The sequence below is a fragment of the Pseudomonas leptonychotis genome (assembly GCF_004920405.1).
Taxonomy (GTDB): Bacteria; Pseudomonadota; Gammaproteobacteria; order Pseudomonadales; family Pseudomonadaceae; genus Aquipseudomonas; species Aquipseudomonas leptonychotis.
Map to the genome: position 1 here is coordinate 111,637 of NZ_RFLV01000005.1, position 24,017 is coordinate 135,653.

Here is a 24,017-nt window from a genome sequence, read left to right on the forward strand (position 1 = left end):
CTATTGTTATGAAGTTAAAAAACGATGAGAAGCAAAAAATTAGCGACCTTTGCCCCGTTATTTTTTATGGCTCCTCATTTTTACTGCCCGTTACCCCTCTCCCCTAGCCTCATCCAGCTCTTTTTAGGTCATGCGCAACAACGCGAATGCACGCCGTCGTTAAGCCATAAGTAAAACCCGGTCTAAGGGTTATTTTTTATTGCTGGCCCCTAATTTTATTCATTCCTAGTATCAGCACTACCGAAACAAGACCACAACTAACACGAGCGACGACGAACACAAACTTGACCCTGGGTTAAATGAATAACCCATTTATAAGTTTGCTGCTATGTGTCTATCAGTGCGCGGTTGTTATTCGGCAGTTATAACTCGGCACCGTGATAACGGCGCGCTGAACACTCAACACTATGTCCAGCCGGACTATTGATTGCCACTGGCTGGCGCGCTTTAAGAGGGATCAGTGAAATGAACAACAACAATCAATTGCCTTTGACCGGCGTTCGCGTTGTCGACTTCGGCCAGCAAATCGCCGCCCCCGCCGTGGCCATGACCCTCGCCGACTTAGGCGCCAGTGTGGTGCATATCGATCCACCGCAAGGCCCGCAGTGGGAGCACCCGGCCAATGCCGTGCTTAACCGCAACAAGAGCTGCCTGCGCTTAGACCTCAAGTCAGCCGATGGCCTGGCTCAGGCGCTGGCGCTGATTGAACAAGCGGATATCGTGATTGAAAGCTTCCGCCCCGGCGTCATGCAGAAGCTCGGCATCGACTTCAACGCGCTGCGTGAAGTCCGCCCGGAACTGATCACCCTGTCGGTGCCAGGCTTTGCCAGCAACGACGAACTGCGCCGCGACTGGAAAGCCACCGAAGCGGTGGTAGCGGCCACCGCTGGTGCCTTCACCGACATGGGCTTCAACCGTGTGCTATTGGGCCTCAACCCAAGCTTCTCGCCGCTGCCGCTGGGTTCGGCGTACGCCACTACTCTAGCCGCCGCCTCCGTCGCCCTGGCCCTGCAAGCTCGCGAGCGTACTGGCCGTGGCGATGCCATCGAAGTGCCGGTGATTTCCGCGCTGATGGAAGGTCTGTCGTACAACTCCTACGTGATCGAAGGCCTGCCTGAGCGCTACAAGACCATGCGCGAGCTGGAAATTGAGCACCGCAAGGCCAACAACATTGTCATGGACCTGACCTACGAGGACCTGCAGGAATACCTCGACCCCTTCTACCGCACCTACAAGTGTGCCGACGGGCGCATGTTCTATTGCGTCTGCCCATCGCACCGTAACCACGCCAAGCGTGCGCTGCAGGTATTGGGTGTGTATGACGAGCTGGTCGCTGACGGCCTGCCGGAAGTGAATGACCTGCACGCGCCGCTCAGCGAATGGGACGGCGAAACCTCGATCGGCGTCTACCCGCTGCCGAAGAAGTGGGCCGACCATATCTCGGCGAAAATGAAGCAAGCCTTCCTAACCAAGACATCTGAAGAGTGGGGCACCATCTTCGGCGAAGGGCAGATTCCTGGCGCACCGCACCGCACCACCCAGGAGTGGGTCAACCACGTACACACCAATACGGCCGGTTTGATCGTCGAAGTTAACGACCCCGAGTACGGCCTGATGAAACAGCCCGGCCCGTTCGCCTGGCTGGAAGAGTGCGCCGAGCAGATGGTCACGCCGCGCCCACGCAAAAACGTCAGCTTCGCCCAAGCACTGACCGAGTTGCGTGAAGTGGCTGCCGCGTATCCGACCAGCTACCCAGTGGGTGATGCTGTGCAGCCAGCCAATGATGCCGGTTGGCTCGACGGCTTCCGTATCCTCGATCTGACTAACGTCATCGCCGGCCCCCACTCCACGGCGTTCCTCGCCCGTTTCGGCGCCGAGGTGATCAAGCTCGACACCGTTAAACCGATGTACGACCCACTGATCGGCACCCTGTTTACCTTCCAGACCGGCATGGGTAAACGCAGCGCGCTGGTCGATATCATGAGCGAGGAAGGCCGCGAGGTATTCAATCGCCTGGTGCGCTCGGTCGACATGGTGGTGATCAACGCCCCAGAGCGTCAGCTCAAATCCTTGGGGCTGGACAACGACAGCCTGCAAGCGGTCAACCCGGGCGTGCTGTTCTGCCGCCTGGACTGCCTAGGTGGCCCGTTGCCAGGCCCGAAGAGCAACTACATCGGCTACGACGATATCATCCAAGCGCACAGCGGCATCATGAGCCGTTTCGGTGGCCCGGAGACGCCAGAGGAGCACGCGCACCTCGGCACCCTGGACGTCAACTGTGGCTTCGCCGCCGGTCTGGGCATGGCGGTGTCGATCTACCACAAGCTGAAGACTGGCCAGCCAACCCGTTCGCGCACCTCGCTGTCGGCGGTCACCAACCTGGCGCAGTTGTCGTTCGCCTTCGATTACGCCGGCCGCGCGCCGTTCAACGAGCCGTCGGGCCGCGAAGTGCTGGGCCACAATGCCCTCTCGCACTTCTACAAAACCGCCGAAGGCTGGCTCTACCTGGATTCCAAGACGGCCGAGTTGCCGCAGCTGGAGCGGGTCGAAGGCCTGGCTGGGATCAGCGCCGCCGCAGATGTTGGCGCGTTCCTCAAAGCCGCGCTGCAAGCCGCACCGGCGGCTTACTGGGCTGAACAGCTGCAGGCCGCCGATATCGCCGCCGCGGAACCGCTGTCGATCGAAACCCTGCGCGAGCTGTACAGCCGTGAAGGCGATGGCACCGTTGGTATCGACCTTGGCAGCTTTGCTTTCTCGGTTCACCCCGAGCACCCGAGTGGCCATTGCCTGACCCAGATCGATCACCTGGCGATCCGTCCGAGCGAGGCCAGCATCAAGGCGGTCAGCTTGCCAGAGCGCTGGGGCCATTCCACCCGCGAAGTGTTGGCCGAGATGGGTTACAGCGCAGCCGAGGTCGAGTCGATGATCGAACGCAATATCGCCAGCCTGGGTTGGGCCAAGGAGTTCTTGCCGAGCTGAGGACAGCGCAACAGCGGACGGGCCAATGCCCGTCCGCTTCACCTGATCGACCCGAACGGCTGCAGCGGTTTTTCCGCGCAGCCGTTCGCTCATTTCTAATTCCGCGCCTGGCGGCACCGCTCAGACGCTTAATGCTTCAGGGGGTGTGCATGCTCCGGCAAACTGTTCGTACCGTGTGGCCATTGTTCTTCGGTCTCGGCGTCATCGGCTTGTGCATCGGTGCGCAAGGTACGTTGTTGGGGGTGCGGGCTGAACTGGAGGGCTTTGATACCCGCGCCACCGGCCTGCTGATGTCCGCCTATTACCTGGGTTTTTTGTTCGGTTCCTTGCGTGCGCCCTCGATCATTCAACGGGTCGGTCATGTGCGCGCCTTTGCGGCGTTAACCGCGCTGGCCTCGATGACCATCTTGGTCCACTCGGTGCTGGTCGACCCCTGGGTCTGGGGCTTTATGCGCCTGCTTACCGGGTTTTCCGTGTCGGCCATTTACGTGGTCGCCGAGAGTTGGTTGAACCAGGCGGCGGATAACCGTAATCGTGGTCAGCTGCTGTCGCTGTACATGATCACCATGCTCGCCGGCCTTGCCGCCGGGCAGTTTCTGCTCAACCTGTCCGACCCGGCCGGTTTCGAGCTGTTTACCTTGATCTCGATTCTGATCAGCCTGGCGGCCATCCCGATCTTGCTCAGCGCCACGCCGATGCCGGCCTTCGAGAGTGCCCGCCCGGTGAGCATCGCCAGTCTGTATCGCCTGGCGCCAACGGGGCTGGTTGGCTCGTTTCTGATCAATACCTGTTACGCCATGGTGCTCGGCATGGGCGCGGTGTATGCCAGCCGACTGGGCATGCAGGTCAGTGAGGTGTCGTTGTTTATGGCGATGCTGGTGCTCGGCGGCATGTTGCTGCAATGGCCACTGGGCAAGCTCTCGGACAGCATCGACCGGCGCACGGTCATTGCCGCTTCCGCTGGCGCGGCGCTGGTGTTCGCCCTGGGCAGTGCGCTGTTGGGTTTTACCAGCAATAGCAGTCATCTACTGCTGGCGTTGTTGTTCGGCGGATGCTGTTTCCCGTTGCTGGCACTGTACCTGGCGCTCAGCAACGACCAGCTGGAGGCCGATCAAGCCACGGGAGCCAGTAGCACCTTGCTGCTGGTGGGTGGTATGGGCGCCAGCATTGGCCCGTTTCTGGTGTCATTGACCATGGAGCGCTGGGGGCCGGCGAGCTTCTTTTACAGCTTGATGGGCATGGCCGGGTTGATGGCCGCGCATGCGCTGTACAAGCGCATCACTGATCCCTACCCCGCTACTGGCGAAAGCCCTAATTTCCAGATGCAGGCGCCACTCACGGTAGGCTCCGTACTGATGGAATCTATGCCTCACAATGGCACATCAGATACCGTATGAAGCGCAAGATCGAATGCAATCACGAGCCATTACAAACGCAAATGACTCGCCCGAAGCGGTGCGGGCTATCAAGAGCGATGCGCATATAAGCGCGTCTCTCACGCGCCTTCCTGATTAGCGCTGCCCTATTCACTGCACCGTTGCCTCAGCCATAAAAAACGGGCTTATGCATCACGCATAAGCCCGTTTTTGTTAACGCAGCTAAATCAGCCGCGCTGACGCTTGGGCAGCACATCCTTGAGCTTGGCGTGCATGCCACGCAGGGTTTTTTCGGTGCTTTCCCAATCGATGCAGGCATCGGTGATGGATACGCCGTACTTGAGCTGGCTCAAGTCTTTGGGAATCGACTGAGCGCCCCAGCCCAGGTGGCTTTCCACCATCAGGCCGACGATCGACTGATTGCCTTCCAAAATCTGGTTAGCCACGTTGTCCATTACCAGCGGCTGCAGCGCCGGGTCTTTGTTGGAGTTGGCGTGGCTGCAATCGACCATGATGTTCGGGCGTATGCCGGCTTTGGTCAGTTCCTGCTCACAAACGGCAACACTCACCGAGTCGTAGTTCGGTTTACCGTTGCCGCCGCGCAGCACTACGTGACCGTAAGCATTGCCCTTGGTAGTGACGATGGACACGCCACCTTCCTGGTTGATACCGAGGAAGCGATGCGGGCTGGAGACCGACTGCAGGGCATTGATAGCCACCGTCAGGCCGCCATCGGTACCGTTCTTGAAGCCCACAGCCGAGGACAGGCCCGAGGCCATTTCGCGGTGGGTTTGCGATTCGGTGGTGCGCGCGCCGATGGCCGACCAGCTGATCAAGTCCTGCAGATACTGCGGGGAGATTGGGTCAAGGGCTTCGGTGGCGGTCGGCAGGCCCATTTCGGCAAGATCACGCAGCAAGGTGCGGCCGATGTGCAGACCGTCCTGGATTTTGAACGAGTCGTCCATAAACGGATCGTTGATCAAACCCTTCCAGCCCACGGTGGTACGCGGCTTCTCGAAATACACACGCATAACCAGATAGAGGCTGTCTGACACCTCGGCAGCCAGCGCTTTCAGGCGCTCGGCATACTCGTGAGCGGCCTTGATATCGTGGATCGAGCACGGCCCCACCACCACAAACAAGCGGTGGTCTTTGCCATCGAGAATATTGCGGATCACCTCACGACCACTCGCGACGGTGCGCAGTGCAGCTTCGGTCAGCGGAATTTCACGCTTGAGCTCGGCGGGGGTAATCAGGGTGTCGTTGGAGGCAACGTTCAGGTCATCAATCGGTAAATCAGCCATCGTGCTATTCATCACTTAGAGTCATCAGGTCACGGGTGCCGGCCGCCAGCGCTCCCCGTGTGGCGGAGCACAGCAATATGAGCACAGCGGGGAAGCCGAACCTTAGCGCGTTAAGGCCTGGCTCGACAATGGGCTTGGCAGGTCGTCGAAAACTACTTGGGTTGGCAATCCTGCGTTAAAAACGGCCTCGGCAAGCCGATTTAGGCTAACGCGCTTCAGCGCGGCCCCTAGGGCGAGCGAAGCGAGTAATGCTCATGTACAACTCGTACACTCCGCTTCCTCGGCGCTTTGACCAGCCAAAGGCTGTTACTACGTAGCGCCTTGTCTTGCCTGCCTCGCCTACGCTTTTCAACGGCCTACGGGCAGGGCAATCACTGATTTAGGCTGGCTTGGGAAAACTCGGCGGCATGCTGAGCGATCCACTCCTGTGCAACTGTTTCGACAGACAGGCTGCAACCCAGCTCTTTCTCGCGCTGGTGGCGATAATGCTCAATTTGGCAAACCTGCTCGACCATACGGGCGCGAAACAGCGTGTCCTCGTCGACAAAGGCAATACCGACCAAATACTGCCCTTTCTGCTTGCGGCACCAGGCGACTAAACCGGGGTAGCGCGCATGCTCACCAAATAATGGGATACGCAGCTCGATTGCAGTGCCACTTCGAAAAGCGCGGCTTGAGTTGCAAGCCACACCACCGAGACTGATATTGTTGAGCCGCTGCCTGGGAACATAAGCCTGCTTGCGCAGAACCAACTCAACCGGCATATCGCTGGGATGACGCAGAAAGTGACGCATCTATGACTACCTCGGATGCCATCAATTTGATACCACATTGGGCAGTATAGTGACTGAGCTGGAACTGACAGACTTAGATGCAGACCGTACTCTGCTGGACCTACCCGGCACTTCACTGTTGCTATTTACCAGCATAGGTTGTGCCAGTTGTCGCTGGGCACGCTGTGAACTGCCTAATTTACCCCTGCCGATTCAACATCTGGCCTGGATTGATGCCGCTAACAATGGCGGTTTAGTGACGCGTTACGAGGTATTCCATCTGCCCGCCTTGTTTGTGGTGCGTGATGGCCAATTTTATGGCGCCCTGCAGACGCGTTTGCACACCGCCGAACTTACCCAAGCGCTGAACACTGCCCTGTCGCGCCCCGCAGAGGAGCTTCCCTGATGAATGCAAAACCCCGTATCGGCATTATTGGCAGCGGTGCCATTGGCGGCTTTTATGGCCTGATGCTGGCGCGCGCCGGTTTCGATGTGCATTTTCTGCTGCGCAGTGAATTTGCTGACGTGGCCGCCCACGGCTTGCAGGTCAATAGCGCACAGCATGGCAACCTGCACCTAAAGCCGGTGCAGGCTTACCAGTCAGTGGCGGATATGCCGCCCTGCGACTGGTTGTTGGTCGGCGCCAAAACCACCAGCAACGCTGAGATGGCCCCACTGATCATCCAGGCCGCCGCGCCAGGCGCCAAGGTCGTACTGATGCAGAACGGTCTTGCCGTTGAGGAAGAACTGCGACCACTGTTACCGGACTCGCTGCATCTACTCGGTGGCCTCTGCTACATCTGCGCCCATCGCAGCGCGCCAGGCGTGGTCGAGCATCAGGCACTGGGCAACATCAACCTGGGTTATCACTCGGGGCCCGCTAATGATGCCGAGAGTCGTCAGCTGATTCTTGAGCAAGGCAGCGCCTTGTTCCAAGCAGCAGGCTTGGATTCCACCGCCATGGCTGAACTCGATCAGGCGCGCTGGCAGAAGCTGGTGTGGAATGTGCCCTACAACGGCCTGGCCGTGCTGTTAAACAGCCACACCACAGCCCTGATGAGCAATGCCGAAAGCCGTGCGTTGGTTGCCGCAATCATGCAGGAAGTCGTCGATGCGGCCGCGGCCTGCGGCCATCAACTGCCTGCCGGGTTTGCCGGCAAACTGTTAGCCGCCACCGATCGCATGCCGGATTACCTGCCCAGCATGTACCACGACTTCATCCTGCAACGTCCGTTGGAGCTACATGCCATTTATGCTGCACCCCTGGCAGCGGCGGCCGCAGCCGGTTGCGCCATGCCGCGTACCGAGATGCTCTATCAAGCCCTGCGCTTTCTTCAACAACGCCAACAGTAGATCGGAGCGGCCATGAGCAAGGCATTAGGCGACAAACTGGTACTGGCGATTTCTTCACGCGCGCTGTTCGACCTGCGCGAGAGCCATCAGGTTTATGAAAGCCAAGGCGTCGCGGCTTATCGCCAATATCAGATTGAACATGAAGAGGAGATTCTCGCCCCTGGCGATGCCTTCCCCTTGGTGGAAAAACTGCTGGCGATAAACACGACACTCAAGCAGCAGCGGGTCGAAGTCATCCTGGTTTCACGCAACAGTGCCGATACCGGGCTGCGCGCCTTCAATTCGATCCAGCACTATGGCTTGGGCATCTCCCGCGCTGCTTTTGTCGGCGGGCGCAGCCCAGACCCGTATCTGGCGGCATTCGGTTGTCACCTGTTTCTCTCCACCCATGCTGAGGATGTGCGCAGCGCTTTACGCTCAGGCTTTGGTGCGGCCACCATTCTTTCTGGTGGCGCGCGACGAGCGGCCAGCAATGAGCTGCGCATTGCCTTCGACGGTGACGCTGTATTGTTTTCCGATGAGTCCGAACGGGTCTATCAACAGGGCGGGCTGGAAGCCTTCCAGAGCCACGAACGCCAGTCGGCCCGCGAGTTACTCGGCGGCGGCCCGTTCAAGCCGTTCCTTGCGGCGCTGCACCGCTTGCAGCAGGAGTTTCCCGAGGAAAGCTGCCCGATTCGCACCGCATTGGTCACTGCCCGTTCGGCGCCGGCGCATGAGCGGGTGATTCGTACCCTGCGCGAGTGGAATATTCGCTTGGATGAATCCTATTTTCTCGGTGGCCTGGAGAAAGCAGCCATCTTGGAAACCTTCGGCGCCGACGTGTTCTTCGACGACCAGGCCGGGCACTGCGAAAAAGCCCGTGAGGTGGTGGCGACCGGCCATGTCCCCCACGGCATCAGCAACGAGCTACCGCTGTAAGGACATGCTTTGGATCTGCTGCGTGCCAGCCTCACTGCGCTAAAACAAACGCGTACGACCTTCCCTGCGTATATAACCATTCGTCCTCAAAACTTCGGCTTCCTTTGACTTGTCGATGGCGCTGCTAAGCTCAGATTGGGCCCGCCAGTTAGGCAGTCAAGGAGGCCGCATGATTCGTTCGATTCTCTATGCCACTGATCTCGGTCTATATGCGCCCTACATCCTGCAGCATGCGTTGGCGCTGACCCGCTCCTTTAATGCCAGCCTCTATGTCGTGCACGCCGTAGAACCTATGGGCCTGTTTGCCGAGTCGGTTTTACAAACCTATCTAGATGAAGAACGACTCAAAGAACTGCGCACCAAGGGCCTGAGTACGGTGATGGCAAGTATCGAGCAACGGGTACTGGAAGGCTTTCGCGATGAGATCGGCGAAGCGCTGCATGACCTCGATTTGGTTAAAGCCGTGCGCGTGGTTCAGGGCGACCCACCCTTAGTCATACTCGACGAAGCGCAGCAACTCGGCGTTGATTTACTGGTCCTAGGCAGTCACAGCCACGGTACCGACATGGACATTCCGCTGGGGCGTACCGCGTCTCGCTTGGTACAACTATCCGAAGTCCCGGTGTACCTGGTGCCCATGCTGCAGCATCGCAGCCGTGGCGAACTTTAATAACCACCCTGCACACTTAAAGATTTGGTCTAGATTTAATGCTTAAATCTTCATTATGGTTATATAAAACGCCGGTAACCTGAACGGCTGTCTTTTTGCTTTGAGGGATTTTTATGAAGCTTCAGCAACTGCGCTACATCTGGGAAGTCGCGCATCACGACCTCAACGTATCGGCCACGGCACAAAGCCTCTATACCTCGCAGCCGGGCATTAGCAAACAAATCCGCCTGCTGGAAGACGAACTGGGGGTTGAAGTCTTCGCCCGCAGCGGCAAGCACCTGACCCGCATCACCCCGGCCGGCGAGCGCATCATCAATACAGCAGGGGAAATACTGCGCAAGGTCGAAAGCATCAAGCAGATCGCTCAGGAATTCTCCAATGAGAAGAAAGGCACCCTGTCCATTGCCACCACCCACACTCAAGCGCGATATGCGCTGCCGCCGGTAATCAGCGCCTTTATCAAGCAATACCCAGACGTAGCCCTGCATATGCATCAGGGCACGCCGATGCAAATCGCCGAGATGGCCGCCGACGGCACCGTCGACTTCGCTATTGCCACTGAGGGCCTGGAGCTGTTCAACGACCTGGTAATGATGCCCTGCTACCGTTGGAACCGCTGCGTGGTGGTGCCCCAGGGCCACCCCCTGACCAAACTGCCGAAGCTGACGCTAGAAGCCCTGGCCGAATACTCAATCGTTACCTACGTATTCGGCTTTACCGGTCGCTCCAAACTCGACGAAGCCTTCAGTCACCGCGGCCTGACGCCCAAAGTGGTGTTCACCGCTGCCGACGCCGACGTGATCAAGACCTATGTCCGCCTAGGCCTTGGGGTCGGCATCGTGGCCAAGATGGCAGTCGATGCCAAGCTCGACCCGGACTTGGTGGTGCTCGATGCCGGCGATCTATTCGAGTCCAGCGTGACCAAGATCGGCTTTCGACGCGGCACCTTCCTACGTGGATTCATGTGCGACTTTATCGAAAAATTTGCCCCGCACCTGACCCGCGACGTGATGGCTAAAGCCGTGCAATGCCACAGCAAGATTGAGTTGGAAGAGCTGTTTGAAGGGGTTGAGTTGCCGCTGCACTGACGCTAATTTGCAGGCATAAAAACGCCCGGTATTTACCGGGCGTTTTTATGCCTGCAACAACCGATCGATCATTCTGCGCCCTGCAACTCCTTGCCATGGGCGAAGTTGATCCACCAGCCAAACGCGGCCGCCGTGAAGAACATGATGATGCTGTAGATCGCTGCCGGGATCGACATGGTCGCGTTGTTCAACAACATCGGGCTCAGTGCCAGAGCAATCGCAAGAGTGCCGTTGTGGATGCCGATTTCCATGCCGATGGCTATCGATTGGCGCAGGCTCAGCTTCATTAAACGCGGAACCCAGTAGCCCACCGCCAGGCTGATTACATTGAAGGCCAGCGCAGCGCCGCCCACCAGCGGTGCGTAATCGACAAAGGTCTGCCAATCCTTGACCACCGCCAGCACAATGATGATCAGCAGAAACAGTGCCGAGATTATCTTCACTGGTTTTTCCATCCGCGCCGCGAACCCAGCAAAGCGACTGCGTATCCACAGACCGATGGCCACCGGCCCCAGTACGATAATGAACACCTGCACCACCTTGGTGAACTGCAACGGCAGGGCCTGATCGCCCTCCATAAAGTAGGCCAGCGATAGGTTGACGATCAGCGGCATGGTCAGCACCGCAATCACCGAGTTAACCGCCGTCAGGGTGATATTCAGCGCCACATCACCATGCGCTAAATGGCTATAGAGGTTGGCCGTGGTGCCGCCGGGCGATGCCGCCAGCAACATCAGCCCCACCGCTAAAGCAGGGGCCAGACCAAAGGCTTTAGCCAGAAAGAAGCACACCAGCGGCAGCAACAGCAGTTGGCAGCCCAAACCGATCAATACTGGTTTGGGGAACTTCACCACCCGAGCAAAATCTGCCAGGGTCAGCGACAAACCCAGGCCAAGCATGATGATGCCCAGGGCAACGGGCAGGAACAGGGTCAATAACGGGTCAGCAGTCACGGCTTTCTTACTCCTTGATCAAAGCGCTGAGGCGATCTTGAACAGCGGCGTAGAACACTGCAGTGACTTTAGTGGCCAATCGTGTGAAAGAAATGGCGAGGTATAAAAAAAGCGCCCAATAGGACGCTTCTTTATTTCGCGATGGAATCAGATCGCCGTAGCGCCACCGTCCACTGCCAGGGCATGACCCGTAGTGAACGCAGCGTTGTCGCAGCACAGGTAGAGCACTGCGGTGGCGATTTCCTCGACCTTGCCGATGCGCCCGACCGGGTGCATGGCGGCAGCGAACTCGCCCTTCTTCGGATCGGCCTCATAGGCACGGCGGAACATGTCGGTGTCGATCACAGCTGGGCATACGGCATTGACCCGTACTTTTTTCTTCGCGTATTCGACTGCCGCGGATTTGGTCAGACCGATAACGGCATGCTTGGATGCGCTGTAGATACTCATCTTCGGCGCAGCACCGAGGCCAGCCACTGAAGCGGTGTTGACGATCGCCCCGCCGCCCTGCGCCAGCAGCAGTGGAATCTGGTGCTTCATGCACAGCCACACGCCTTTGACGTTGACACCCATGATGGCGTCGAACTCGCTCTCACTGCCCTCGGCCAGCTTGCCTTTCTCGATCTCGATGCCGGCATTGTTGAAGGCGTAGTCCAGGCGGCCATAGGCGCTCAGGGTTCGCTCCATCAGCACCTTGACCTCGGCGTCGCGGGTCACGTCGCAGCGCACGAACAGCGCGTCGCCGCCGGCTTCACGGATGAGCGCAACAGTCCCCTCACCACCCACCACATCGACGTCGGACACCACCACCTGCAGACCTTCGTTGGCGAACGCCAGTGCTGTGGCACGGCCAATACCAGCAGCACCACCAGTGACCAGGGCAACCCGGCCGGAAAAGCTCAAGCTCATCTGCGTGTCCTCGTAAGAAATATTCACTGCCCGCAGTCTAATCAGCTGCCCTCAACCAAGGCAGCACTATCAAACTGGCGGTGATGACTCCATCCAAACGAGTGATTAACACCCCACACAACTTATCATTCGAATGGATTGGCCTACATTCGTCTCGCGGGCAAATCTTGCCCCTTGCGCCCCTAAGGGCTATCAACAGTGTTTCCGCTCAGTGAGTACCTGCCATGACCGCTCCACTCAACCGCCAATTTCTGCTCGCGCAACGCCCTGTCGGCCTGCCGAGCCGCGAGACCTTCAGTTATGTAGAAAACAGCGTCGGCGAACCCGGCGCGGGGCAGATTCTGGTGAAAAACGCCTACCTGTCGCTGGACCCGGCCATGCGCGGCTGGATGAACGATGCCAAATCCTATATTCCGCCGGTCGGTATTGGCGAAGTGATGCGCGCGCTCGGCGTGGGTGAAGTGATCGCCTCGCAGCACCCCGACTTTGCCGTGGGCGATCATGTAAACGGCGCCCTGGGCGTGCAGGATTATTTCCTCGGCGAGCCCAAGGGCTTCTACAAGGTCGACCCCAAACGCGCACCGCTGCCGCTGTACCTGTCGGCGCTGGGCATGACCGGCATGACCGCCTACTTCGCCCTGCTTGATGTTGGCGCGCCGAAAGCCGGTGAAACCGTGGTGATCTCCGGCGCAGCGGGTGCCGTAGGCAGCGTGGCCGGACAAATCGCCAAGCTCAAAGGTTGCCGTGTGGTGGGCATCGCCGGCGGCGCGGACAAGTGCAAGTTCTTGATCGATGAGCTGGGCTTTGATGGCGCCATCGACTACAAAAATGAAGAGGTCATCGCTGGCCTCAAACGCGAGTGCCCGAAGGGCGTGGACGTGTATTTTGACAACGTCGGTGGCGACATTCTAGATGCGGTGCTGACTCGCTTGGCCTTCAAAGCGCGGGTGATCATTTGCGGCGCGATCAGCCAATACAACAACAAAGAGAACGTCAAAGGCCCAGCAAACTACCTCAACCTGCTGGTCAACAGTGCGCGCATGGAAGGCATGGTGGTGATGACTTACGCCCCACGCTTTGCCGAGGCGGCTGCGGAGATGGGCGGCTGGTTGGCCAGCGGCAAGCTGAAGTCCAAGGAAGATATTGTCAGCGGTTTGCAAACCTTCCCGGAAACCCTGCTCAAGCTGTTCAGCGGTGAAAATTTCGGCAAGTTAGTGCTTAAAGTCGACTAAGCCCAAACAGGGTCAGTCGCTTAGGTTGTGGGCCTACCAGGGTCATACTGCCTAAGCGTCTGACCCTGGCCCCCTCTGCATCGCGGCATCAGGAAACCCGATGACGCCGGGCTTCGATGATATTCGGCAGCTGGCTGATACGCCCCAACAAACGGCCCAGCGCGTCCAGCCCGGGGATTTCGACGGTGATCGATATGGACGCGGTGTTGTCATCCTTGTTCGAGCGCGTATTCACCGCCAGCATGTTGAGCTTCTCGTTGAGCAGCATCTGAGTCACGTCACGCAGCAGCCCTGAACGGTCGTAAGCACGGATGATGATGTCCACCGGATAAGTCTGCACCGGTACCGGCCCCCAGCTGACCTGAATAATCCTTTCAGGCTCACGTCCGGCCAACTGCAACACCGAGGCACAATCTTGGCGGTGAATGCTGACGCCACGACCCTGGGTGATGTAACCCACAATCGGATCGCCCGGCAGCGGCTGACAGCAACCAGCCATCTGCGTGAGCAGGTTGCCCACGCCCTGAATCTGAATATCGCCACGCTTGCCCGGTTTGAAGCCCAGCGCCTTGCGTGGGATCAACTCAAGCTGCTCGTTAACGCGATCAGGCTCAACCAACTGCTGCGCCAGATTGACCAGCTGCGCCAGGCGCAAATCGCCCGCGCCCAACGAGGCAAACATGTCTTCGCTGGTTTTCATGTTGGCCTTCTCAGCCAACTTTTCAAAGTCCACATGCGGCAGCGCCAAACGCTGCAACTCACGCTCAAGCTGGGCTTTACCCGCAGCAACGTTTTGATCACGGTCCTGCAACTTGAACCAGTGAACAATCTTGGCCCGCGCCCGCGAGGTGGTGACGTAACCCAGGTTGGAGTTCAGCCAGTCACGGCTCGGTGTGCCGTGCTTGCTGGTGATGATTTCCACCTGCTCACCGGTTTGCAGGCTGTAAGTGAGCGGCACAATACGCCCGTTGATCTTGGCGCCGCGGCAGTTGTGACCAATCTCAGTGTGCACCCGGTAAGCAAAATCCAGCGGCGTTGAGCCTTTCGGCAAGTCGATGGCATGCCCGTCCGGGGTAAACACATAAACCCGGTCCGGCTCAATATCGACGCGCAGCTGTTCGGCCAGACCGCCAATATCCCCCAGTTCTTCATGCCATTCGAGTACTTGGCGCAGCCAGGAAATTTTCTCTTCGTAATGATTGGAGCTGGCTTTGACGTCGGTGCCCTTGTAACGCCAGTGCGCACATACGCCCAGCTCGGCCTCTTCGTGCATGGCCTGGGTGCGAATTTGCACTTCCAGCACCTTACCTTCCGGGCCAAGTACCGCGGTGTGCAGTGAGCGGTAGCCGTTCTCCTTGGGGTTGGCGATGTAATCGTCAAACTCCTTGGGAATATGCCGCCACAGGGTGTGTACGATGCCCAACGCGGTGTAGCAATCACGCACTTGCGGCACCAACACGCGCACCGCACGCACGTCATAGATCTGGCTGAACTGCAGGCCCTTGCGCTGCATTTTTCGCCAAATCGAATAAATGTGCTTGGCTCGGCCACTGATATCCGCCTGCACGCCGGTGGCTTCCAGCTCGCCACGCAACTGCCCCATCACCTCATTGATGTAGTGTTCGCGGTCCAGCCGGCGCTCATGCAGCAGCTTGGCAATCTGCTTGTACTGATCCGGTTCCAGGTAGCGAAAAGACAGGTCTTCCAGCTCCCATTTGATATGGCCGATGCCTAAGCGATGGGCCAGAGGCGCATAGATATCGAACACCTCACGGGCCACACGCTGGCGTTTCTCATCGTCGGCTTCTTTTACCGCACGAATCGCACAGGTGCGCTCGGCCAGCTTGATCAGCGCCACGCGCACGTCGTCGACCATGGCCACCAGCATTTTGCGCAGGTTTTCCACCTGCGCTTGGGAGCCGAGCACCAGCGAGTCACGCGGGTTCATCGACGCGCTGATCGCCGCCATGCGCAACACGCCCTCAACCAGCTTGGCCACCACCGGACCGAAGCGCTGATGCACCAACGCCAACGGCACTTTGCCTTCGCGTACGCAGCGGTAGATAACGGCAGCAACCAGCGAATCCTGGTCGAGCTTGAGGTCAGCCAGAATTTCGGCGATCTCCAGCCCGGAACGAAAGCTCGACGCGCCCTCAGTCCATAGGTTTTTCGCAGCATTGGCTTGCTGTTCGGCCTCGCGGGCGAACTCGCAGGCCTCACGCAGGGCATCCCGATCCAAGGCTGGATCGACACTCAGTACATGCCCGAGCCAGGCTTCAAGGTTGATGCTGCCGTCGTCATTGATCGGCTGATGCGCTCTGACCTGAACCATCTTGCTTACCTTCCCTACGCTACGCACCGTGCGTAGCGAACAGTCGCCAGCCATTAATGGGCTGACCAGTTTGACCACCTAAGGCGCAATCCCTGTGCGCCCCTGCTGCACCGAGTTAAGGGTTGGGCCGGATAAAACCCAGCACGTGCCACCCTATCTCGATGCGTCTATTTACTGCCGAACAAACAGCGCCATGGCTTCAACATGAGCCGTTTGCGGAAACATATCGAGGATGCCGGCCCGCTCAAGCCGGTAACCTTGCGCCTGCAACTCGGCGCTGTCGCGGGCCAATGTCGTCGGGTTACACGACACATACAGCACGCGTTTGACGCCCAGCGCCGTCATCTGCTTGACCATCTGTAACGCACCATCACGTGGCGGATCGAGCAGCGCAGCAGCAAAACCGCCCTGCATCCAGCCAGCCTCGACCAGCGGGTTGGACAGGTCGGCCTGGTAAAAGTGCGCATTGCTTAAGCCGTTGTTCAAGGCATTTTCTGCGGCGCGCTCGACCATGCTCGCCACCCCCTCTACCGCCACCAATTCACGCACCCGTTGGGCCAGGGGCAAAGCAAAATTGCCCAGGCCGCAGAACAGATCCAGCACTCGTTCATCGGCTTGCGGCGCAAGCCAGTCGAGCGCTTGCGCGACCATGGCATCGTTGACCGGCTGGTTGACCTGAACAAAGTCGCCAGGGCGGTACGCCAGATCGAGGTTGTAACGTTCCAGGCGGTAACTCAGCGACTGATCGGGCTCAACCGGCATTGGCTCAGTCACGCCGTGCAACCACAGCTGTGCATTGTGCGTGGTGCAGAAAGCCTGCAAGCGGGCTAGGTCCGCGTCATTCAATTCAGCGGTGTGTCGTATCAGCACAGCATTGCTGCTGCCACTGAACAACTCGACATGACCAATGGCTTGGGGTTTATCCAGCTCACGCAATGCCTGCGGTAACGCGCGCAGGATCGGCTGCAAGGGCTGTACCAGAACCGGGCAATCGGTGATGGCGAGAATGTCCTGGCTGGCTGCTGCGCGAAAACCCACATCCAGACGCTTGGCCTTTTTGTCCCAGAGCACGGCGATACGGGCACGGCGTCGATAGCCCAGTTCAGGACCCACCAAAGGCGCGGCCCACTCCTGCGGTTGCAGGTCCGCCAAACGGCTCAACTGCTCACTGAGCATGCGCTGTTTGAGGGCAAGCTGATCATCATGGGGCATATGCTGCAGGCTACAGCCGCCACAGACTTTGGCGTGAACGCAGGCCTCATTACGACGCTCGGCACTGGCCGTCAGAATGCGCTCGACGCGTGCCTCGACCACCTTGCCGTGAGCACCCAGCACCCGCGCCTCAACTTGCTCGCCCACCAGCGCGCCACTGACAAACCAGGTACGCCCCTCAACAAAGCCGATGCCCCGACCGTCATTGGCTAGGCGCTCAATCGTCAGTTTCTGTTTCTTGCCCACCGGTACTTGCGGCGCACGGGTGCCACCGCTGGGCTGAAAGCGTAGACCGCCGTCTTTCTTCGCCATCAGTTACTTGGTACGTCGTAAACGCCACTGGACAGGTAACGGTCGCCGCGATCACAGATGATCGCGACCATCACCGCATTCTCGACTTCCTGGGACAAACGCAGCATGGCCGCCACCGAACCACCAGAGGACACGCCGCAGAAGATGCCTTCCTCACGCGCCAGGCGGCGCATCACGTCCTCGGCTTCCTGCTGGCCCATGTCGATAATGCGGTCAACTCGCTCGGCCTGGTAGATGCTCGGCAGGTACTCCTGCGGCCAGCGGCGGATACCCGGGATTGCCGCACCTTCCATCGGTTGCAGGCCGACAATCTGTACGTCTGGTTTCTGTTCTTTCAAGAAACGCGAGACACCCATGATGGTGCCCGTAGTGCCCATGGAACTGATGAAGTGCGTGATCTCGCCACCTGTTTGCTGCCAAATTTCCGGGCCGGTGCTGGTGTAGTGGGCAATCGGATTATCGCCATTGGCGAACTGATCGAGCACCTTGCCTTTGCCGTCGGCCTGCATCTGCAATGCCAGGTCGCGCGCCTCTTCCATACCGCCGACCAGAATGAGCTGCGCACCGTAGGCGGTCATCGCCGCCTTGCGCTCGGCCGTGGAGTTGTCCGGCATGATCAGCACCATGCGGTAACCCTTGATCGCGGCGGCCATGGCCAGGGCGATGCCAGTGTTGCCGCTGGTGGCTTCGATCAGCACATCACCCGGTTGGATGTCCCCACGCGACTCGGCGCGAGTGATCATCGACAACGCTGGACGGTCTTTTACCGAGCCTGCCGGGTTGTTGCCTTCCAGCTTCAGCAGCAAGGTATTGCTGGTGTTACCCGGCAGGCGCTGCAGGCGCACCAGCGGGGTGTTGCCGATGCAATCGGCGATGGTTGGGTAATGCGGGCTCATGGCGAACGAGATAATCCAAACGCAAAGAAGGCCGCCATGATACCGGCAAACCTTACTCGGCCATACAACAGAGCCGCTGCAAGCAACAGCATTTGCCATAAGAGCGAGCGCAGCCGCTAAACTGCGCAAGGACATTACAGGAGGCAGCGCGTGATAAAGGATTTAGGCATCAAGGGCCGTGTGCTTATGCTCACGCTGCTACCCACCAGCCTGCTGGCGCTGGTGCTTGGCGGCTATTTCACCTGGGTGCAGCTGTCCGGCTTACAGGGGCAACTGTTGCAGCGCGGGCAGATGATTATCGAGCAGCTCGCGCCGCTGGCCGCACCGGCCCTGCATGTCGGTGATAGTGAGGTGCTGCAGCGCATTGCCAGTCAGGCGCTGGAGCAACCGGATGTACGCGCCGTCAGTTTCCTCGCCGCCCAACGCAATACACTGGCCCACGCGGGGCCGAGCATGCTCAATCCATCGCCAGACACTTACGATGAACAAGCAGCGCAAAACAGCAACCCCAACGCCACACGTTTTCTCCTGCCGGTGTATCAGCAACACTTGAGCCTCACCGGCAAAGCCACCAGCGAGCCGGCTAATCAATTACTCGGCTGGGTCGAGCTGGAGCTGTCGCACCACAGCACCTTGCTCAGCGGTTACCGCAGCCTGCTCGCTAGCCTGTTATTGATCGCCACCGGGCTGATGGTCACTGCCCTGCTCGCCGTGCGCATGAGCCGCACCATCAACGACCCGCTGCGGCAGATCAAACAAAGCGTCGCCCAGCTCAAAGACGGCCACCTGGAAACCCGCCTGCCGCCACTCGGCAGCCATGAGTTGGACGAGCTGGCCTCCGGCATCAACCGCATGGCCGAGTCGCTGCAAAATGCCCAAGAAGAGCTGCAACACAGCGTCGACCAGGCCACTGAAGACGTGCGTCAGAACCTGGAAACCATCGAGATTCAAAACATCGAACTGGACTTCGCGCGAAAAGAGGCCCTGGAGGCCAGCCGCATCAAGTCCGAATTCCTTGCCAATATGAGCCATGAAATTCGCACGCCGCTCAACGGCATTCTCGGTTTCACCAACCTGTTGCAGAAAAGCGAGCTGACCCCGCGCCAGCAGGATTACCTAGGCACTATCGAAAAATCCGCCGACAGCCTGCTGGCGATCATCAATGAGATTCTCGACTTCTCGAAAATCGAAGCCGGCAAGCTGGTACTGGAAAATATCCCGTTTAACCTGCGTGACCTGCTGCAGGACACCCTGACCATCCTCGCCCCGGCCGCCCATGCCAAGCAGCTGGAGCTGCTCAGCCTGGTCTACCGCGATACACCGCTGTCGCTAATCGGTGACCCGCTGCGGCTCAAGCAGGTGCTCACTAACTTGGTGAGCAACGCAATCAAGTTCACCCGTGCCGGCACCATTGTCATGCGCGCCATGCTCGAAGACGAAAGCGCTGACCGCGCACAGCTGCGCATCAGCGTGCAAGACACCGGCATCGGCCTCTCCGATGAAGACTTGCGCGAGCTGTTCCAGGCCTTCAGCCAGGCCGATAACTCACTGAGCCGCCAAGCCGGCGGCACCGGCCTGGGCCTGGTGATTTCCAAACGGTTGATTGAACAAATGGGCGGCGAAATCGGTGTCGACAGCACACCTGAGGAAGGCTCGGAATTCTGGATCACGTTAAGCCTGCCCAAAGCCCGCGATGATGCCGAAGATCTGCCGCGTCCACCCTTGCTCGGCCGCCGTGTGGCGGCTCTGGAACATCACGACCTGGCCCGCCAGGCCCTGCAACATCAACTCGAAGACTGCGGCCTGCAGGTCAGTGGTTTTGACAACCTCGACAACCTGCTCAGCGCCGTGGCCGAGGCGCGGCATAGCACCCAGCCGATTGAACTAGCGGTGCTCGGCGTCAGCACCCAGACCCTGCCGCCGGAGCGCCTCGATCAGCATATTTGGGAACTCGAACGCCTGGCCTGCAAACCTATGCTGCTGTGCCCCACCACCGAGCAATCGCTCTATCACAGCCTGTTGCCGGACGCTTACAGCCAGCTGCAGGCCAAGCCTGTCTGTACGCGCAAACTGCAACGGGGCCTGGCCGAGCTAGTCAGCCCGAGGCTGAGCCGCAGCGAAAACCAGCACAGTGCACCCAGCCGCCCACCCCTGATTCTCTGCGTTGACGATAACCCGGCCAACCTGCTGCTGGTGCAAACGCTGTTGGAGGACATGGGCGCGCAAGTAAGCATCGCCGGCAGCGGCTATGAAGCGGTGGAGAAAGCCGCCGCACAGACCTTCGACCTGATTTTTATGGACGTGCAGATGCCTGGCATGGATGGCCGTCAAGCCACCGAAGCGATTCGTCAGCAGGAAAATCAACACGGGCAAAGCCCGGTGCCCATTGTTGCGCTAACCGCCCACGCGTTGGCCAACGAAAAGCGTGCGCTGCTGCAAAGCGGCCTGGATGACTACCTAAGCAAACCGATCAGCGAGCGCCAGCTCGCCCAAGTGGTGCTTAAGTGGACAGGCCTGGCCCTACGCAACCAGAGCATCGCACACACCGGCATCACTACTGAGCATCACCATCTCAGCGTGCTGGACGCCGAAGAAGGTCTGCGCCTGGCCGCCGGCAAACCCGACCTGGCTGCCGACATGCTGAGCATGCTACTCGCCGGTCTGCCCGGTGATCGTCAGGCTATTCGCCAGGCCCGCGACAGCGGCGAACGTAACGCCTTGATCGAGCGCGTCCATCGCCTGCACGGCGCCACCCGCTATTGCGGTGTACCGCAGCTGCGCGCGGCCTGCCAGCGCAGCGAAACCCTGTTGAAACAAAACGATCCTGCCGCCCAGCAGGCTTTGGACGAGTTGGATGCCGCCATAGAACGGCTGGCCCACGAGGCTGAAGTCAACGCCTGATGGCGGTCTATCGCAAAGAGCCAAGGAGTCCCATGCGCATCATGCTGTTCAGCAGCAAGCCATACGACCAGCAGAGTTTTCGCACTGCGGGGTTCCCGGACGACTGGCAGCTGAATTTTCAGCACGCACACCTGAGCCGGGACACTGCAGGCCTGGCCGCCGGGTATGAAGTGGTTTGCGCCTTTATCAATGACGACCTCAGCGCCGCCGTGCTGCAGCAACTGGCCGCCGGCGGTACACGGCTGATTGCCCTGCGTTCGGCCGGCTACAACCATGTCGACCTGCACGCCGCGCGTGCCCTCGGCCTGACGGTGGTGCGGGTGCCGGCTTACTCACCGCATGCCGTCGCCGAACATGCGCTGGCGCTGATCATGACCCTCAACCGACGCACCCACCGCGCCTTCAATCGCACCCGCGAAGGTGACTTTTCCCTGCACGGGCTGATTGGCTTCGACCTGCATGGCAAAAGTGTCGGCATTATCGGTGCCGGGCAAATCGGCCTGACCTTTGCGCGGATCATGGCCGGTTTCGGCTGTAACCTGCTGATCCATGACCCGCAGCCCATCGCCAATTTGCCGGTCGGCGCGCGCCAGGTCGAGCTGGATCACCTGCTCGAAAGCAGCGACATCATCAGCTTGCACTGCCCACTCAACGCCGCCACCCAGCACCTGATCAACGCCGCGCGTTTGCAGCAGATGCAGCGCGGCGTGATGCTGATCAATACTGGACGCGGCGCCCTGATCGATACCCCGGCACTGATCGGTGCACTGAAAAGCGGGCAGCTGGGCTATCTGGGGCTGGATGTTTATGAAGAAGAAGCCGAGCTGTTCTTCGAGGATTGCTCTGAGCAACCGCTGCAGGATGATGTGCTGGCGCGCCTGCTGAGCTTCCCCAATGTACTGATCACCGCGCATCAGGGCTTTCTCACCCACGAAGCATTGGCGGCAATTGCCGCCACCACCCGCGACAACATCGCCGCCTGGCTGGCCGACGCACCGATTAATCAGCTGCTTCCTGCCGCGTGATAGCATTTGTGCCTATCTGGAGGATTCATGGCTGAACACGACTTTCGCTACAACCTGCTCAACCCCGAGCACACCCTGATTGAATGCCGCGCATTGGCACCGGGCCGTTACCAGGTTACCGGCAACGGCGGCTCGATCCAGAGCGGCGACACCCTGCTGGTCACTCTCAAAGGCAGCCGCGAGCTGTGCATGCGCTTAGTGACCGACAAGGTTCGCCACTTGATCAACCCACGCGGCCAGTGGGTGGCGGTGGCCACCGGACCAGCATTCAAGGAAATGGCGATTTTCAACTGGCAGGCCAACTGCGACAGCTGTAATGCCCAGCTCGACTTCGAGTTCGCCGTCGATGCCGCGCTCGGTAAAAAAGCCCAGGCGCCGGCCGCCGAAGCGCGGATCAAGGAGCTGGGCTGGAAATCAGAAAACGCCAAGCATCTATGCCCTAAATGCATCGATAAGGCGGCGCTATGAAAAGCGTACTGACGATCAGCCTGCTGGCTGCCGGCCTCGTGGGCTGCGCGACCTCTACGCCGCAGTTGGAAACCGAGCACACCTATCAGGTGGAGTGGATTGGCGAACGACCGCTGATCGACCGCAGCCACCTGACCATCACCCTCGGTGACGATGGCCGTGCCTATGGCAACGCCGGCTGCAATCACTGGTTTGCCGGTTACACCTTGCAGGGCGATAAGCTCAGCTTCAGCGCCGCCGGCAGCACGCGCAAAATGTGCGCACCGGCGTTGATGGAGCAGGAAGCTCGCTTTCTCGACAGCCTGAGCAGCGTTCAACGCTGGGACTTTTCCGCCACCGAGCAACTGCGCCTGTGGCCCGCCCAAGGCAAGCCGCTGCGCCTATGGCCTGAAAACAACTGAACGCACGGCAACTAGACATCCAGCTGAACGCATAAAAAATGGCCAGGAGCCATTTTTAACGTCGCGCAGCGACGGCGCGCAAGGCGGCCGCCTTGGATGGCAGGCCATAAAAAAGGGAGCCCGAAGGCTCCCTTTTTTACAGCCGTTGAATCTCAGTGAATGATCTGACTGAGGAACAATTGGGTACGCTCGTTTTGCGGGTTGGTGAAGAAGGCTTCTGGTTCGTTCTGTTCAACGATCTCGCCTTTATCGAGGAAAATAACCCGGTTTGCCACGGTGCGGGCAAAACCCATCTCGTGGGTCACGCAGAGCATGGTCATGCCGTCTTCAGCCAGGCCCACCATGGTATCCAGCACTTCCTTGACCATTTCCGGATCGAGGGCCGAGGTCGGCTCGTCGAACAGCATGATTTTCGGTTTCATGCACAGCGCACGGGCAATCGCCACACGCTGCTGCTGACCACCAGACAGCTGCCCCGGATACTTGTGAGCTTGCTCCGGAATGCGAACGCGCTCCAAGTAGTGCATGGCCACTTCTTCTGCCTCGCGCTTTGGCATCTTGCGCACCCACATGGGTGCCAGGGTGCAGTTCTGCAACACGGTGAGGTGCGGAAACAGATTGAAGTGCTGGAATACCATGCCCACTTCACGACGCACCGCCTCGATGTGTTTGAGGTCGTGGGTCAACTCGGTGCCGTCGATGATGATGCGGCCCTGTTGGTGCTCCTCCAAACGGTTAAGGCAGCGAATCGCGGTGGACTTGCCGGAACCGGACGGACCGCAGAGAACAATACGCTCGCCCTGCTGCACGTTCAGGTTAATGTCCTTGAGCACATGGAACTGACCGTACCACTTGTGCACGCCCTCCATGAGGATCATCGGCTCGGCGCTGGTTTGTTTGATTGCTTCAGGCATT

At 59.3% G+C, this 24,017-nt stretch carries 20 protein-coding genes; 12 read left to right on the plus strand and 8 right to left on the minus strand.

All coding sequences use genetic code 11. The features are described 5' to 3' along the window. Window positions 1–465: 465 nt before the first annotated feature. The gene (locus tag D8779_RS18645) at window positions 466–2,979 is read left to right on the plus strand and encodes a CoA transferase (protein WP_136665972.1); all 2,514 of its coding nucleotides are present in this window, start codon (window positions 466–468) and stop codon (window positions 2,977–2,979) included. A 149-nt stretch (window positions 2,980–3,128) separates the two neighbouring features. Continuing rightward, window positions 3,129–4,376 (plus strand): MFS transporter, encoded by a 1,248-nt coding sequence (locus D8779_RS18650; protein WP_167492599.1) that lies wholly within the window; start codon window positions 3,129–3,131, stop codon window positions 4,374–4,376. Window positions 4,377–4,582: 206 nt separating this feature from the next. On the opposite strand, the gene D8779_RS18655 is transcribed toward D8779_RS18650, so the two are convergent. Beyond that, complete coding sequence (locus tag D8779_RS18655; RefSeq protein ID WP_167492600.1) at window positions 4,583–5,659, minus strand: 3-deoxy-7-phosphoheptulonate synthase; 1,077 nt, start codon at window positions 5,657–5,659, stop codon at window positions 4,583–4,585. Window positions 5,660–6,030: 371 nt separating this feature from the next. Beyond that, window positions 6,031–6,453 carry a PilZ domain-containing protein gene (locus D8779_RS18660; protein WP_136665978.1) on the minus strand — a complete coding sequence of 141 codons (423 nt, stop codon included), beginning with the start codon at window positions 6,451–6,453 and terminating at the stop codon, window positions 6,031–6,033. Here D8779_RS18660 and D8779_RS18665 point away from each other — a divergent pair. The 5 genes from D8779_RS18665 (at window position 6,452) to cysB (ending at window position 10,461) form a co-directional block, all read left to right on the plus strand. Further along, complete coding sequence (locus D8779_RS18665; protein ID WP_136665979.1) at window positions 6,452–6,838, plus strand: YbbN family protein; 387 nt, start codon at window positions 6,452–6,454, stop codon at window positions 6,836–6,838. The two genes, D8779_RS18660 and D8779_RS18665, sit on opposite strands and share 2 nt — an antisense overlap. Further along, on the plus strand, window positions 6,838–7,785 hold the full coding sequence (locus tag D8779_RS18670; protein WP_136665980.1) for a putative 2-dehydropantoate 2-reductase: 948 nt from the start codon (window positions 6,838–6,840) through the stop codon (window positions 7,783–7,785). Before D8779_RS18665 ends, D8779_RS18670 begins: the two co-directional genes overlap by 1 nt. A gap of 12 nt (window positions 7,786–7,797) precedes the next feature. Beyond that, on the plus strand, window positions 7,798–8,703 hold the full coding sequence (locus tag D8779_RS18675; RefSeq protein ID WP_136665981.1) for a 5'-nucleotidase: 906 nt from the start codon (window positions 7,798–7,800) through the stop codon (window positions 8,701–8,703). A gap of 169 nt (window positions 8,704–8,872) precedes the next feature. Further along, entirely contained in the window at window positions 8,873–9,373 is a 501-nt protein-coding gene (locus D8779_RS18680) for a universal stress protein (protein WP_136665983.1), read from the plus strand. Between the two features lie 113 nt (window positions 9,374–9,486). Then, window positions 9,487–10,461 carry an HTH-type transcriptional regulator CysB gene (gene cysB / locus D8779_RS18685; RefSeq protein WP_136665984.1) on the plus strand — a complete coding sequence of 325 codons (975 nt, stop codon included), beginning with the start codon at window positions 9,487–9,489 and terminating at the stop codon, window positions 10,459–10,461. A 68-nt stretch (window positions 10,462–10,529) separates the two neighbouring features. Here cysB and D8779_RS18690 read toward each other — a convergent pair whose 3' ends face one another. Together D8779_RS18690 and D8779_RS18695 are read right to left on the minus strand one after the other, a co-directional pair. Further along, on the minus strand, window positions 10,530–11,414 hold the full coding sequence (locus tag D8779_RS18690; protein ID WP_136665986.1) for a bile acid:sodium symporter family protein: 885 nt from the start codon (window positions 11,412–11,414) through the stop codon (window positions 10,530–10,532). A gap of 147 nt (window positions 11,415–11,561) precedes the next feature. Then, window positions 11,562–12,323, minus strand: coding sequence for an SDR family oxidoreductase (locus D8779_RS18695; RefSeq protein ID WP_136665987.1), 762 nt, complete (start codon window positions 12,321–12,323; stop codon window positions 11,562–11,564). Window positions 12,324–12,547: 224 nt separating this feature from the next. Here D8779_RS18695 and D8779_RS18700 point away from each other — a divergent pair, with 224 nt between their 5' ends. Beyond that, the gene (locus D8779_RS18700) at window positions 12,548–13,555 is read left to right on the plus strand and encodes an NADP-dependent oxidoreductase (RefSeq protein WP_136665989.1); all 1,008 of its coding nucleotides are present in this window, start codon (window positions 12,548–12,550) and stop codon (window positions 13,553–13,555) included. Window positions 13,556–13,643: 88 nt separating this feature from the next. On the opposite strand, the gene relA is transcribed toward D8779_RS18700, so the two are convergent. The 3 genes from relA to cysM all read right to left on the minus strand — a co-directional run bounded on the left by relA (window position 13,644) and on the right by cysM (window position 18,307). Continuing rightward, the gene (gene relA, locus D8779_RS18705; protein ID WP_136665991.1) at window positions 13,644–15,887 is read right to left on the minus strand and encodes a GTP diphosphokinase; all 2,244 of its coding nucleotides are present in this window, start codon (window positions 15,885–15,887) and stop codon (window positions 13,644–13,646) included. Between the two features lie 171 nt (window positions 15,888–16,058). Further along, window positions 16,059–17,411 (minus strand): 23S rRNA (uracil(1939)-C(5))-methyltransferase RlmD, encoded by a 1,353-nt coding sequence (gene rlmD, locus D8779_RS18710; protein ID WP_136665994.1) that lies wholly within the window; start codon window positions 17,409–17,411, stop codon window positions 16,059–16,061. Continuing rightward, window positions 17,411–18,307: a cysteine synthase CysM gene (cysM, locus tag D8779_RS18715; RefSeq protein WP_136665996.1), complete on the minus strand. Its 897-nt coding sequence runs from the start codon at window positions 18,305–18,307 to the stop codon at window positions 17,411–17,413. Before cysM ends, rlmD begins: the two co-directional genes overlap by 1 nt. Before the next feature lie 150 nt (window positions 18,308–18,457). Between cysM and D8779_RS18720 the strand changes: the two genes are divergently transcribed. Genes D8779_RS18720 through D8779_RS18735 form a run of 4 tightly spaced genes read left to right on the plus strand, consistent with a single transcriptional unit; the run spans window position 18,458 to window position 23,102 of the window. Then, the gene (locus D8779_RS18720; protein ID WP_136665998.1) at window positions 18,458–21,208 is read left to right on the plus strand and encodes a response regulator; all 2,751 of its coding nucleotides are present in this window, start codon (window positions 18,458–18,460) and stop codon (window positions 21,206–21,208) included. A gap of 32 nt (window positions 21,209–21,240) precedes the next feature. Continuing rightward, the gene (locus tag D8779_RS18725; RefSeq protein WP_136666000.1) at window positions 21,241–22,233 is read left to right on the plus strand and encodes a 2-hydroxyacid dehydrogenase; all 993 of its coding nucleotides are present in this window, start codon (window positions 21,241–21,243) and stop codon (window positions 22,231–22,233) included. A 27-nt stretch (window positions 22,234–22,260) separates the two neighbouring features. After that, the gene (locus D8779_RS18730) at window positions 22,261–22,701 is read left to right on the plus strand and encodes a hypothetical protein (protein ID WP_136666002.1); all 441 of its coding nucleotides are present in this window, start codon (window positions 22,261–22,263) and stop codon (window positions 22,699–22,701) included. Beyond that, entirely contained in the window at window positions 22,698–23,102 is a 405-nt protein-coding gene (locus tag D8779_RS18735; protein ID WP_136666003.1) for an META domain-containing protein, read from the plus strand. The genes D8779_RS18730 and D8779_RS18735 overlap by 4 nt, the downstream gene beginning before the upstream one ends. Window positions 23,103–23,254: 152 nt before the next feature. Here D8779_RS18735 and D8779_RS18740 read toward each other — a convergent pair whose 3' ends face one another. Then, window positions 23,255–24,016 carry an amino acid ABC transporter ATP-binding protein gene (locus D8779_RS18740; protein WP_136666004.1) on the minus strand — a complete coding sequence of 254 codons (762 nt, stop codon included), beginning with the start codon at window positions 24,014–24,016 and terminating at the stop codon, window positions 23,255–23,257. Window position 24,017: the final 1 nt, after the last annotated feature.

Coding starts and splice junctions, on each gene's coding strand:
- D8779_RS18695 (WP_136665987.1), bottom strand. CDS start 12,323: ATGAGCTTGAGCTTTTCCGGCCGGGTTGCCCTGGTCACTGGTGGTGCT.
- relA (WP_136665991.1), bottom strand. CDS start 15,887: ATGGTTCAGGTCAGAGCGCATCAGCCGATCAATGACGACGGCAGCATC.
- cysM (WP_136665996.1), bottom strand. CDS start 18,307: ATGAGCCCGCATTACCCAACCATCGCCGATTGCATCGGCAACACCCCG.
- D8779_RS18700 (WP_136665989.1), top strand. CDS start 12,548: ATGACCGCTCCACTCAACCGCCAATTTCTGCTCGCGCAACGCCCTGTC.
- D8779_RS18650 (WP_167492599.1), top strand. CDS start 3,129: ATGCTCCGGCAAACTGTTCGTACCGTGTGGCCATTGTTCTTCGGTCTC.
- D8779_RS18670 (WP_136665980.1), top strand. CDS start 6,838: ATGAATGCAAAACCCCGTATCGGCATTATTGGCAGCGGTGCCATTGGC.
- D8779_RS18740 (WP_136666004.1), bottom strand. CDS start 24,016: ATGCCTGAAGCAATCAAACAAACCAGCGCCGAGCCGATGATCCTCATG.
- D8779_RS18655 (WP_167492600.1), bottom strand. CDS start 5,659: ATGGCTGATTTACCGATTGATGACCTGAACGTTGCCTCCAACGACACC.
- D8779_RS18660 (WP_136665978.1), bottom strand. CDS start 6,453: ATGCGTCACTTTCTGCGTCATCCCAGCGATATGCCGGTTGAGTTGGTT.
- D8779_RS18680 (WP_136665983.1), top strand. CDS start 8,873: ATGATTCGTTCGATTCTCTATGCCACTGATCTCGGTCTATATGCGCCC.
- rlmD (WP_136665994.1), bottom strand. CDS start 17,411: ATGGCGAAGAAAGACGGCGGTCTACGCTTTCAGCCCAGCGGTGGCACC.
- D8779_RS18645 (WP_136665972.1), top strand. CDS start 466: ATGAACAACAACAATCAATTGCCTTTGACCGGCGTTCGCGTTGTCGAC.
- D8779_RS18735 (WP_136666003.1), top strand. CDS start 22,698: ATGAAAAGCGTACTGACGATCAGCCTGCTGGCTGCCGGCCTCGTGGGC.
- D8779_RS18725 (WP_136666000.1), top strand. CDS start 21,241: ATGCGCATCATGCTGTTCAGCAGCAAGCCATACGACCAGCAGAGTTTT.
- D8779_RS18675 (WP_136665981.1), top strand. CDS start 7,798: ATGAGCAAGGCATTAGGCGACAAACTGGTACTGGCGATTTCTTCACGC.
- cysB (WP_136665984.1), top strand. CDS start 9,487: ATGAAGCTTCAGCAACTGCGCTACATCTGGGAAGTCGCGCATCACGAC.
- D8779_RS18730 (WP_136666002.1), top strand. CDS start 22,261: ATGGCTGAACACGACTTTCGCTACAACCTGCTCAACCCCGAGCACACC.